This is a genomic window from Paenibacillus macerans (assembly GCF_050565405.1).
Classification (GTDB): Bacteria; Bacillota; Bacilli; order Paenibacillales; family Paenibacillaceae; genus Fontibacillus; species Fontibacillus macerans_B.
In genome coordinates this window covers 47,400-59,475 of record NZ_JBNYYG010000022.1, presented here as the reverse complement: position 1 = coordinate 59,475, position 12,076 = coordinate 47,400, and the positions used below count along the sequence as shown (strand labels likewise).

At 57.7% G+C, this 12,076-nt stretch carries 10 protein-coding genes; 2 read left to right on the top strand and 8 right to left on the bottom strand.

What is annotated here, in order from left to right:
* Nucleotides 1-71: 71 nt before the first annotated feature.
* From ACQ4N8_RS14810 to yabP, 7 genes are all read right to left on the bottom strand, one after another.
* Entirely contained in the window at nucleotides 72-1,025 is a 954-nt protein-coding gene (locus tag ACQ4N8_RS14810) for a serine/threonine protein kinase (protein WP_430705165.1), read from the bottom strand.
* Nucleotides 997-1,740 carry a hypothetical protein gene (locus ACQ4N8_RS14805; RefSeq protein WP_430705147.1) on the bottom strand — a complete coding sequence of 248 codons (744 nt, stop codon included), beginning with the start codon at nucleotides 1,738-1,740 and terminating at the stop codon, nucleotides 997-999. Before ACQ4N8_RS14805 ends, ACQ4N8_RS14810 begins: the two co-directional genes overlap by 29 nt.
* 197 nt (nucleotides 1,741-1,937) lie before the next feature.
* A complete protein-coding gene (spoIIE, locus tag ACQ4N8_RS14800) occupies nucleotides 1,938-4,445 on the bottom strand; it encodes a stage II sporulation protein E (protein WP_430705146.1) in 2,508 nt (835 codons plus the stop codon).
* Nucleotides 4,446-5,091: 646 nt separating this feature from the next.
* Nucleotides 5,092-5,568 carry a S1 domain-containing RNA-binding protein gene (locus tag ACQ4N8_RS14795; RefSeq protein ID WP_430705145.1) on the bottom strand — a complete coding sequence of 159 codons (477 nt, stop codon included), beginning with the start codon at nucleotides 5,566-5,568 and terminating at the stop codon, nucleotides 5,092-5,094.
* Nucleotides 5,569-5,684: 116 nt separating this feature from the next.
* The gene (locus tag ACQ4N8_RS14790; RefSeq protein WP_430705144.1) at nucleotides 5,685-6,041 is read right to left on the bottom strand and encodes an FtsB family cell division protein; all 357 of its coding nucleotides are present in this window, start codon (nucleotides 6,039-6,041) and stop codon (nucleotides 5,685-5,687) included.
* Nucleotides 6,042-6,059: 18 nt separating this feature from the next.
* Nucleotides 6,060-6,647, bottom strand: a complete 588-nt coding sequence (yabQ, locus tag ACQ4N8_RS14785; protein WP_430705143.1) for a spore cortex biosynthesis protein YabQ — start codon at nucleotides 6,645-6,647, stop codon at nucleotides 6,060-6,062.
* Nucleotides 6,644-6,925, bottom strand: a complete 282-nt coding sequence (gene yabP, locus ACQ4N8_RS14780) for a sporulation protein YabP (RefSeq protein WP_430705142.1) — start codon at nucleotides 6,923-6,925, stop codon at nucleotides 6,644-6,646. The genes yabQ and yabP overlap by 4 nt, the downstream gene beginning before the upstream one ends.
* A 449-nt stretch (nucleotides 6,926-7,374) precedes the next feature.
* On the opposite strand from yabP, the gene ACQ4N8_RS14775 reads away from it, so the two are divergent.
* Nucleotides 7,375-8,808: an aspartate ammonia-lyase gene (locus ACQ4N8_RS14775; RefSeq protein ID WP_430705141.1), complete on the top strand. Its 1,434-nt coding sequence runs from the start codon at nucleotides 7,375-7,377 to the stop codon at nucleotides 8,806-8,808.
* Between the two features lie 14 nt (nucleotides 8,809-8,822).
* A complete protein-coding gene (gene hydF / locus ACQ4N8_RS14770; protein ID WP_430705140.1) occupies nucleotides 8,823-10,070 on the top strand; it encodes a [FeFe] hydrogenase H-cluster maturation GTPase HydF in 1,248 nt (415 codons plus the stop codon).
* A 458-nt stretch (nucleotides 10,071-10,528) separates the two neighbouring features.
* Here hydF and hydG read toward each other — a convergent pair whose 3' ends face one another.
* Nucleotides 10,529-11,956: a [FeFe] hydrogenase H-cluster radical SAM maturase HydG gene (gene hydG, locus ACQ4N8_RS14765; protein ID WP_430705139.1), complete on the bottom strand. Its 1,428-nt coding sequence runs from the start codon at nucleotides 11,954-11,956 to the stop codon at nucleotides 10,529-10,531.
* Between the last annotated feature and the right edge of the window lie 120 nt (nucleotides 11,957-12,076).

Sequence of the window (12,076 nt, the reverse complement as noted above, 5' to 3'; positions counted from 1 at the left end):
ATCCAGATTCGATGTCGAATAACCTTCCGTGAATAGCTTCGCGATCTAAAGATGACTTTTTGAACTACCTTTTAAAAACGCAAGGTTAGATATAGCGCGCAAGCGAGCAGGGTAATCGATATCGCAAAAGCGCCGATGATCCAGCCCGGCGTTGACGGCCTAGACCGGCGACGCGGGGCAAATCGCTGCGAAACCAGCTCCTGCCACAGCCGGCAAGCCTCCGCCGTATCGCGGAATTCTCCATGCAGGGCCCGTTTCAGCCAAGCCCGATAAGGCGCCAGCGCTTCCTGGCCGTCGACGATCGCCGCCAGATCGCTGCGGCTGCGCATTTGCGGCAGCTGGGTGGCGGCTTTCTTCAACGAGGGTTCGGCCAGCAGGTGAATGCACACGACCGCAAAGGAAAACAGGTCGTACGCCGGATCCGCCGTCCGGCTCCCCGCTCCCCAGAAGCCGCGGTCGTACCATTCCGTGAACTGCTTCACGCTGCGCCCGATGCCGGTGACCCCGCCGTAATCGATCAATTCCACCTCGCCATAGGAGGCGACCAGCACGTTCTCCGGCTTGAGGTCGCCGAAGATCCAGCCCGATTGGTGCAGGCGCCGCAACTGCTGAAGCAGTTGGCCTCCGGCAACGTCCAGCCAGCCGGGCCCCCGGCGGGCCAGGAAAGCCCGCAGCGGCTCGCCCTGCACATAACGCATGACGTAGAAAGGAATCTCCCTGCCCTGGTAGCTGTAGTCGTCCACCTCCACCAGATAAGCGAGATCCCGTTCCGCCGCGCCGCTGCGCCGCCCTTGACGCTGCAGCGCTTTCAGCACATTGATTTCCGATTGTATGTCAAGCGTATCGAAGCCTAGCTTAAGCGCGTATAATTTTGCGTTCTTCTCCCGCTTCACCAGGTATACGACGCCGTTCGCGCCCTGCCCGAGCAAGCGCTGGATCACGTACCGGCCGCCTTTCCAGCGACCGCTGATCCGCGTCCCTTGCGGCAGGTTGATTTTAGACGACGTAGTCGCCGAGGATTCCATCTTGTCCATCCGTCTCCTCACGCCAAGACTTTCCATGTCCATTCAGTGTACCATAACGCATGAAATCCATCACCTTCAAGATCGCCGGTCCGGTTGGCGTGGCTCCCCTCATGACAAGACGCTGGAACATCGAACGCGCCGATCCCAAGTCGTCCGTCCAATCGACGTCAAGCACGGCATCCTCCCCGCTATGGGAACCGGGAAAATGGAACACCGCCAGTTTGCTGTCCCCTTTTCTCGACCCGAGGCTCAGCATCATATCGCGAATCGCTTCTTCCACCGCCCTTAGCTTCGGCTTCATGCTCGCGCTGGCATCGATCAGCAGCGCGACCTGCAGCGGACTGTTTTCGCTCAGCTCGTCGATGACCTCGACCACCTGCGACCGCGTCTCCGGCGGCAGGTCTCCCACCGTTTGGTCGCCCAGAATCTGCCGGATTTCCTTATGTACCGCTTGCTGGATCGTTTGAACGACCGTTTTCCGGGTCAGCATTTGCATCGTTTGCGCCAGGTTCTCCGTGCCGGCGATCCGGCTCATCCCGCCCCCGGCCTTGGCGATTTCGGATATCTCCAGGCTCCCGAGCTCGCCGATCGTGCCGTAGTCGACGATCCCCACCACATTGACGGTAATACCCTCCTGCCGAGCCAGCGCCGCCGCCATCACCGGACTTTCCCCTACGTTGGAGCATCCGTCGGTAATCAACATGATCTGTTTCATCCCGTTTTCCGCCTTCCAAGTTAGATTTGAACATTCTCGTATCTAGCATTGCCAGAGAGGATAGAATTCAAACTGGCTTGGCGGGGAAACCGGCAGGATTGCCACTTCTCTATATAACGTGCTTCCCCACGGTTCACGCAAAACAAGAATTCGCGCAAAAAAAAAGAACCTGAGGCTCCTCACCTCAAGTTCCCGCTCTAACTGACCGTGCGCGGCCGCTCCAGCCGGCTGATGCCGGGGATGTGCAGCGTGGACCACTGCGGCCGCAGATGATCGACGGTCGCTACGACCACGGTCATATCATCGTGGATAACGTTCTTCTGGTAGCGGATGACCGATTCCAGCAGACAGTCGGCGATTTCCTGCGGATCCTCCGCCTGAATCTCCTGGATCAGCCGCTTGATCCACAACTCCTTGTTCACCGCCGGCCCCGGCGCATCGTAGATGCCGTCCGTCATCATGATCAGCGTATCCCCCGGGTACAGCTGCACCGTGACCAAATCGACTTCGATATCCTGAATGATGCCGATCGGCAAATTGCTCGCCGAGACCGGAATTACCTCCTGGCCGCGTTTGATGAAGCTTGGCGACGAGCCGATCTTCATGAACGTCGTCCGCGCCGTATACTCATCGATTAGTGCCATGTCGACCGTGGCGTACACTTCGTCCGGCGAGCGCAGCATCAGGATCGAGTTCACCGATTTGATCGCCAGCGTCTCCTCCATGCCGGATTGCAGCAACTGCTCGAGAATGTTCAACGCCGTGCTGCTCTCCAGGCGCGCCCGCTCCCCGTTGCCCATGCCGTCGCTGATCGCCACCGCATAGGTGCCGTTGCCGAGCTCCTTGGCGCTGAAACTGTCACCGGACAGCATGTCGCCGCCTTTGGCGGTTCCGGCCACCCCGGTCAAGATTTCGAACGCTTTGGCGGAGCCGAACGTGACGGTCGCGAGCCCCTCTTTTCCTCCGTGCTGCGTCTCGTTCATCACCGCAATATGCTCACCCAGAATATCCGATAAGAGCGGCGCGATGATTTTCCGGCATTCGTCGAATCCCCGGGTATAGGCATGCACGATTTCGATCTCCACGTTGCCGTGGTCCAGATTCACGATGTCGATGCTGTGGATGGATAGGCCCATTTTCTCCAAAGCCTCGCGAATTTGCTCCTCCTGCCGGTACATGGCTTGTCCCTCGCGCTGGATTTCCCGGGCCAGATCCTCCATGACCTGTGACACGCCGGAGAGCTGCTCGGCGACAAGCTGGCGGCTATCGTAAATTTGCCGTTTCCAATGCATATCATGCTGATAGAGATCATATTCATGTTTCATAATGTCCAGCACCTGATCAGTTTTCGAGCACAGCTTCCCCCACCTCGGCGGCAGCTCGGCGACGGAGATTTCCGGCTTCTCCTCGATCGCGGTCATCATCTCGGTCATCAATTTGTAAGTTTGGTAGAATCGTCCGTCCCAGCAAGTATCCCGGCGGAAGCAAGTCGCGCAAGCCCCCTCCGTCACCGCGTTCATGAAATGGTCGATCTCCTCGCCTCGCTTGGCGATTTCGCCGGAGCTGGACACCTGTCCGAAGCTGCGGGCCAGTTGCTTGAAGACTTGGGAGAACTGCGCCACCCGATCGGCCGTAATGTCGCGCACCCGTTTGGCGTATTCGTGTTGGGTGTTCGTATGTTCCTGCGTACCGGGTACATATTTAGCAATGATATTCACCGTTTGCTTAGGCGTCAGAAGGAATAGCAGCACGGCCGCGCAGCTCTCCCAAGTGGAGGACATCACGTCCGCCGGACCGGCAATGTATATCGATAAAATCGAAGACCCGAGCAGCATCCCGAATCCGACGGCCCACTTGCGGCCCTCCCGCAGCATGCCGGCGAGCATGCCGGAGAACGCCAACAAGCTCATTTGGTACAGCGCCGACGTATCCGCCAGGCTTAAAATAAGCCCGGTAATGACGCCGACCGAAGCGCCGAGAGGCGCTCCGCCCACAAAGGCAAACAGCAGGATCAAATATCTCGAAAGCACGTGCTCGGCCGATAACCCGGAAATTTCCCATCCGACCGTTCCGGTCATGACCGATGCCAGCAGAATCACGAGGCACAATATTTCTTCTCCGCGCAAATGGTAGTGCTTCTTTCGATACGTAAACACGGGAACGGCCTGGATGAATACCAGCGTCAGCACAAAGCTGAGCAGCGCATCCATGACGGTCATGGCCAAGGCGTACCAGGTTAACGAGGGCCCGATCACCGCGCTGAACAGGCCGACGAAAAACGTACTCGTAAACACCATGATCGGAGCGTAGGAGATATCCGCCCGCTCGAACGACTCCAATCCTTTTTGCAGCAAGTAAAATATCAGCAGCTCCACGGCGATCTGCGCGGCATGGGATTGCGTACCGGGCGTAAACCAAGCGCCGGCTACCATCGCCGCCCCCGCCATGATAGCGATATCCCGCCGCATAAACACCATCACCGCAAAAAAAGCCACGGCAAACGGAGCCAGCTCGTCCAAGATCGTCGCCTTGCCGAGCAGGAAGCTCATGACGATCAGCAGCCCGTTCCATTTGTTGACCGCAAACAGCCGCCCGGCCCGCCGGACAGCCGGCAGATCCGCGAATGCGTTCCACCATGCCCCCTTATCCCATACCTTCGCCTTCTTCATCCCTGGAAACAGGGTGACATTCCACTTGTTCAACATCCTGGCACCGCCTTTTCCAAATTAGTAAGGTATGTCCCATTATAGGAGGCTAGAAGCGGAAAGTTTGTCATATACCGGAGGCCGCCCCAAAGAAATTTCCGACAAATTGAGAGGGCTTACCGAAATGGCGCGAATACAGGCCCCCCATAGCGATGGACAGCCTGAGGCGTCCCTATGTTCGCATTGGAAGTCACGGGGTTTGTAAGGAGACCGCAGCAGCCCGGGCGCACACCTCGTAAAAAACCGTAAGAACCTGTCGGCAAAAGAGGACAGGCGACAAAAGACGCTTTATAGCGGAAGTTCAAACTTCCTTATATCGCAAGAAAAACTACCGCCAAACGCGGTTTGTCTTCTTAGAACCTTCGTCGATAGACGTTTTTCTTATCACGAAGCGGATCATGAAGTAAATTCGACATCGAATCTTGAATTCAGTCGGGCCTTCCGTTGCTCACGTAGGTCTGCCTACGCTCCGCTACTCAGTCCCTAGCTTCATCCAACCTTCTCGGTGCTGAAAAGCCAACTTTTTGAACACATATTTAAGAGGTGGTTCAACAAGTCGTCTTTTGAAGACGCCCCTGGCGAAACAACACAAAAAACCGCAGGCGACGAATCGCCTACGGTGGGTTTAATTATGGATTTTAGGGATTTACATTCGTTTGGCTCCGCGTCCTCCGCGTTTGCCTTCCGTATTCTTCTTGAGGGAAGAGATACGTTCTTCGCTATCCTTGAGGAAGCGCGATACCTTATCCTCAAACGTAGCTTTGTTGGCTGGGGGCTTAAAAGAGCGGCCTCCCCGGTCCCGGTTGAATCCGCCGCCCGGACGGTCTCCGTCTCTTCCGCTTGGCCGGTCCGGTCTCGGTGCGCGAGGCGGTCTGGCCTCCACCGGTTTGTCAACAGCCTGCTTGATGGAAAGTCCGATCTTGCCGTCCTTGTCGACATTGATTACCTTAACGGTAACCATATCGCCGATCTTCAGATGATCGTTGACGTCCTTGACGTAATTGTCGGCGATCTCCGAGATGTGAACGAGACCCGTGACACCTCCTGACAGATCCACAAATGCTCCGAAATGCGTGATGCCTGTCACTTTGCCTTCTAACTTGGTGCCCACTTCAATTGCCATAAAATAAAATGATCCTCCCTTAAAAATATACAGCCAGGCCTCGAAATCATGACTGCGGTGATTTGATTATACCGAATGACTGAAACAAGGTCAACAGACGTATATCCCGCATGGGGTCAGTCATTTCCGGCTTCGGATTCCGATACCCGGACCGGAATTTCCCCCGGTTTGTACAGACCGTATTTTTTCATGGCAATTTGTCCGATGTACTCTGGGTCGTTCAATCGGTTGATTTCATATTTCAATTGGTTCAAGCTTTGCTCGCTTGCCGCCTTGGAGGCCTGGCGCTCCGCCAGTTGCTCCGATTTGGCGCCGATCTCCCCGGATTGGGAGATGAACGTATATCCGGCCCAGCCGAGGAACAGAATCATCAATCCCATCCACAGTCGCAGCCGACGCTTGGCAAATGCCGCTCCGCCGCCGGAAGACTGATCTTTATCGTTCGTATTCGGATTCGTCGACACTGCGCGCATCAGGGCACCTCCAAGCTCTCATTCTTTGTTGAACCAGCGTAACCAGCGCATCACCCGTTCCCGCCACATGGCTCCCCAATGCTGGACCTTGTCCCATCCTTCCGGAATCCGCAGTTTTCTCCATATAGGTCTAAATACCCATACCAGCAGTTTCCAAACCGGCAGCAAAGTCACTCGGCCAAGGAACAACAACACGATCCAAACGAATCCGAGCAGAAGCCGGACCATTTTGATCAGCCATTTCAGCGGAGCGATGATCATAATCTCTATCGTTCGTACGATAAAACGAAAAATTTTGTTAACTATCCTCATTAACATTAACACAAAACGTTCCGTTATTACACTGAGGAACAAAAAATAAATCCAAATGCCTAGGAACAGTCCCAGAAAGACATAGAACCTTAGTTCTCCTTGATTACTATGGTATAAGGCCCGAAATACGAACAAGGCGGCTGCCGCCCAATAGAGCAGGTCGAGGGCATGGATGCTCCAGCGGGGAAACCGGAGTTGTCCCGATACGACGCGATAGCTGTCAAAGGCGATCCCCATGATTCCTCCGGATGCAAGCATCCAAAGCAGGGTCACCCATTGCGTCTCCAAATTCATCGGAACAGCTTGCCGAGCAGGCCTTTGCCGGACGATGAGGAACCCGGATCCAAATACGACAGGGAATTCACCAGACCTTCGATGCTGACCAGACCTTGCTCCAGGTTCAGGTTTTTGATATGTAAATTCTGCCCTCGTATCGTCAAATGTCCTAATTCGGTCTGCAGCAGGAACTCCTCGCTGTCAAAGCTCTCCACGTTGAGGACTCCCGAAATATCCAGCAGCTTGCGGTTCATCAGGCGAAGTTCCTGGTGTTTGCTTTTATTGGGTTCGACCATGGCATGTACCCCTCCTTCTTATCACTAGCTTATGGACGAAAATTCGGCTTTAGAACCGGATTGCCAGGGAAAACCGGAGGCCGCTTCGACCATAGGTCCGCCAGTTTCGTCCCCCTTTCCCGGGCCGCGCGATTCTTCGGTGCACCTCCGCCTGCCTCGGCTTGAACACTCGACGTATCGCCTTTCTCCAACGCGCCTTACCACCGGCAATCCCCTTAACCCAGCCTATGACCCCGCCTACGATTGCGGATAACGTGATCTTCTTTACTGAATTTGGAAATCGCTTTCATTAAGATAGCAGTAGTATAAACTTCGGAGCATAGGCTGCCTGTCATCGCAAGAAAAACCACCGCTGCATGCGGTCTGTCTTCTTTGAAAGGTACGTCGATGGATGTTTTTCTTATGATGAAAGGAACAGGTTGGCATCCGTATTGGGAGGCGAGTCCGTGATGCGGCAAGATCCTGCGGAAGAGCTTGAATCTACGGAAAAATACCGCCGGGAAACCGATGCCCTTGGCCACAAGGACATTCCTGCGGAGGCGTATTACGGCATTCATACGGCACGGGCGATGGACAATTTTCCGGTCAGCGGGCGTCCGGCGAACCCCCGGCTGATCGAGGCGATCGCCGTGGTGAAGAAAGCGGCGGCAATCGTGAACGGCAAGCTCGGCCTGATCCCGGCGGAGGTGGCGGATGCGATCGCGTGGGCTTGCGGCGAGATTGCCGGTGGCGCTTTGGCCGGCGAATTCGTCGTGGATGCTCTGCAAGGCGGGGCCGGCACATCTACGAATATGAACGTAAATGAAGTGGCGGCTAATTTGGCCATCGAGCGGCTGGGCGGGCAAAAAGGCGACTATCGGCTCGTCCATCCCCTCGACCATGTCAACCGCTGCCAATCCACGAACGACGTGTACCCGACCGCGCTGCGGATCGCCGCGATTCGGCTGCTGCGTCCGCTCAGCGAGGCGTACGCCTCCCTGCAGGAGGCGCTGCAGGAGAAGGAGCGGGAGTTCGCCGACACGCTGAAGCTGGGCCGCACGCAGCTGATGGATGCCCTGCCGATGATGGCCGGCCAAGGGTTCGGCGCCTACGCCAAGGCGGTCGCCCGCGACCGGTGGCGGCTATACAAGGCCGAGGAACGGCTGCGCGAAATCCATCTCGGGGGCACTGCTATCGGCACGGGGCTCGGCGCACCCAGGGCCTACATCTATCAGGTGACGGACGTCCTGCAGGATTTGACGGGGCTCGGCCTCGCGCGCAGCGAATATCCCATGGACGGGACGCAAAACATGGACGTCTTCGTCGAGGTGTCCGGCCTGCTGAAGGCGGCGGCCGTGACGCTGTTCAAAATCGCCGGCGATCTGCGGCTGCTGGCGTCCGGCCCGGCCGGGGGCATCGGCGAATACGCGCTGCCCGCCGTTCAGGCCGGTTCCTCGATCATGCCGGGCAAGGTCAACCCGGTCATGGCCGAAATGGCCGGCCAGACGGCCATGCGGGTGATCGCGAACGACGCCGCGATCACCTGGGCCGCCGCAGGCGGCCAGCTCGAACTGAACGCGTTCGGCCCGCTGATCGCCGATTCCCTGCTGGAATCGCTGGAGATCCTGGGGCGGGCCGTGCAACTGTTCGAGCAACGGTGCGTCCACGGCATCGCCGTGGACGAGGCGGCGTGCCGCGAGCACCTGCGGCGCTCCGCCGTGCTGGCGACCGCGCTGGTGCCCCATCTCGGCTACGAGATCGCGGCCGAGATCGCGGAGGCCGCCCGGCGCGAAGGCAAAGCCGTGGAGCAGGTGGCGCTTGAGCACGGCTTGCTTACGGCCGAACAAGCCGCAACGATCCTGAACCCGCTGCAAGTGACGAAGCCGGGCATCCCCGGCCAATAAGGGAGGAACGGAACATGAGCCTAAACGCGACGCCGCGCGGAGAGCGGACGCATATTGCCGTGTTTGGCCGGACGAACGTCGGGAAGTCGAGCGTAGTTAACGCCATGACCGGGCAGGAGACCGCCGTGGTGTCCCCGGTCCGGGGGACGACCACCGATCCGGTGTATAAAGCGATGGAGCTGCTGCCGCTCGGTCCGGTCGTGTTGATCGATACCGCCGGCCTGGACGACGAAGGGACGCTGGGCGAGCTGCGCAAGCAAAAAACGCGGGAATTGATCCACCGGGCCGACCTCGCTTTGCTGGTGATCGACGCGACGGAGGGGGCCGATGAATTTTACCGGGAGCTGTTGGCGGATTTAAGGCACCAAAACATCCCCGTCATCGGGGTACTGAACAAAATCGATGCGATCGCGGATGCGGACGCGGTACGGGCCGATGTCAACGCGCAGCTCGGGCTGGAATGCGTGGCATTTAGCGCCGCGGCTGCGACGGGCGTAGCCGCGCTGAAGAAGGCGATCGTAGCCGCGTGTCCCGCCGAGGAGGACCGGTTTCGGATCGTCGGCGATCTGGTCTCGCCGGGCGATGTCGTCGTGCTGGTCGTGCCGATCGACAAGGCCGCGCCCAAAGGCCGGCTGATCCTGCCGCAGCAACAGACGATCCGCGACCTGCTGGAGAGCGATGCCGTCGCCGTCGTAACCAAGGAGCACGAGCTCAAGGCGACGCTGGAACGGCTCGGTGCGAAGCCGAGGCTCGTCATCACGGATTCGCAGGCGTTCCTCAAGGTGGCCGCCGATACGCCCAAAGACGTGCCGCTCACCTCGTTCTCCATTCTGTTCGCCCGCCATAAGGGCGATTTGAACGAGCTTGTCCGGGGCGCGCGGGCCGTGGAGAATCTGCGGGACGGCGATCATGTCCTGATCGCGGAAGCCTGCACGCACCATCAACAATCCGACGACATCGGCACCGTCAAAATCCCGCGTTGGCTGCGTCAGGTCACGGGCAAACAGCTGCACATCGAGCATGTCTCCGGCTCCAGCTACCCGCCGGACCTGTCCCGTTACGCGCTGATCGTGCATTGCGGCGCCTGCATGCTGGGTCGCCGCGCCATGCTGCACCGCCTCTCCGAGGCCTTGGCCGCCGGCGTGCCGATCGTCAATTACGGCGTCCTGATCGCCTACATCCACGGCGTGTTCCCCCGCGCCATCGAGCTGTTTCCCTCCGCCATGTTGGCATGGGAAGAGTCGGATAACGAAGCTAAGTGAACATCAAACCAAGAGTAGACGGTTGGGCCCTTATTTTTGCCGGCGGGCATCATTTTGTCGAAATAGAGGCATTAAATGCATGAGCGTTGCATTAAACCTGACAGGATACTTTTTGTGCATATAACGAGTCAAGACCAAAATCTCCTGTCTTGTTATCTCTGCATGCTCCTTTGCACAATTATCCCCTTTGTTAAGGGAGCAAAGAGTAGGGGATAAAATAATAAGATCTATCGCAAATATTTTCTTCTCCAAGTTTGTCCGTTTCTTTACTCCCTGGTCTGATCAAACGGGATAATCGTGCAAAGCGTCCGGACAGCGAGTGATTGACCCGAGTGTAGATCTTACGCCAAAACCGGTTGCCGGCTCATTCAAGCAATTGCCGCAACGCCAAAAAACCTTCAACGCCCCGTCAAGGTAGCGTTGAAGGTCTATTTTCATTTCGGCCGGCAGGGCCCGGACTAGAAATACAAATCCCGCTCGCCTTCCTGGAGACGCTGCAGGCGGCTGATCGTCGCATCGCGCGCGGACGATTTGGGGATGCGGCGGAGGTTGTTTTTGATCAACGCGGCACCCATCTTCTGGGCTTCCTCATCCCCGTAGTCCAACAGATATTCCTGCAGGGTAAGGAGCGCGTTCGGATGGCAGACGTTGTGGATCTGTCCCGACTTGGCGAGGCGCATGAAGCGGTCGCCCGTGCGGCCCTCCCGGTAGCAGGCCGTGCAGTAGCTCGGAATATATCCATCCTGGCACAGCGATTTGATCATCTCCAGCGGGGAACGGTGATCCCCTACTTCAAACTGCGAGGTATCTCCGCTGCTTCGGCCGCCTTCCAGCGTATCGACATACCCGCCGACGCCCGTGCAAGAGCCTGCGCTGATCTGGGAGATGCCGAGCCGGATCACCTCGTCGCGGAACTCCGAGTCCTCGCGGGTGGACAGGATCATGCCGGCATAGGGCACCGCCAGGCGAAGCACGGCCACGATCTTCTTGAAATCGTGATCGCTCACGAGATACGGGAAGCTCTTCAGGTCGACCCCTTCGGCCGCCCGCAGGCGCGGGACAGAAACGGTATGCGGCCCGCAGCCGAACGCCGCTTCCAGATGCTCGGCATGCATGAGCATGGCAATGGTCTCGTACTTGTGATCGTAGAGCCCGTACAGTACGCCAACGCCGACATCGTCGATGCCGGCGCGCATCGCCCGGTCCATCGCCGTCGTGTGCCAGTCGTAATCGCGTTTCGGGCCTTTCGTGTGCATCCGACTATAGGTCGGCCGGTGGTACGTCTCCTGGAACAAAATATACGTGCCGATCCCGACATTCGCGAGCTTGCGGTAATCCTCCACCGTCGTCGCAGCAATGTTGACGTTAATCCGGCGGATGCTGCCGTTATCCACCTTCACCGAATAAATCGTTTCGATGCTTTCGATGATATAGTCGATCGGGCAATGCTCCGGATCTTCCCCGGCCTCCAGCGCCAACCGCTTGTGGCCCATGCTTTGCAGCACTTCCACCTCTTTGATCAGTTCCTCAAGGTTCAGGCGGCGCCGGACCATACCGTCGTTCGACTGCTTATAGCCGCAATATTCGCAATGATTCACGCAATAATTGCTGACGTACAACGGCGCGAATAATACGATCCGGTTGCCGTAGATCCGTTCCTTCACCTCGCGCGCCGCATGGTAGATCTCTTCCAGCAGCACGTCGTCCTCGACATGCAGCAGCACGGCGGCATCCGCGGCGGTGATGCCCTTGGCGGTACGAGCGCGTTCCAGTATGGCCAGCACCTTCTTGCGGTCGCGCGCCACCTGCGCCCCGTACGCAAGCGCCGACACGATGATCTCGTCACGGATGAAATCCGCGGCCTCCCATTGTTCAGACCTGCTCATACTTATCCCTCCCTGTAAGGTTATAATTGGATCCCTGCAACAAGCGGAAAGGCCTTACTCTAATAGTACGAGTCCAAAAAGTCAGGTTTTCAGCACCGAAGCCTATGCTTCCGATGTGCT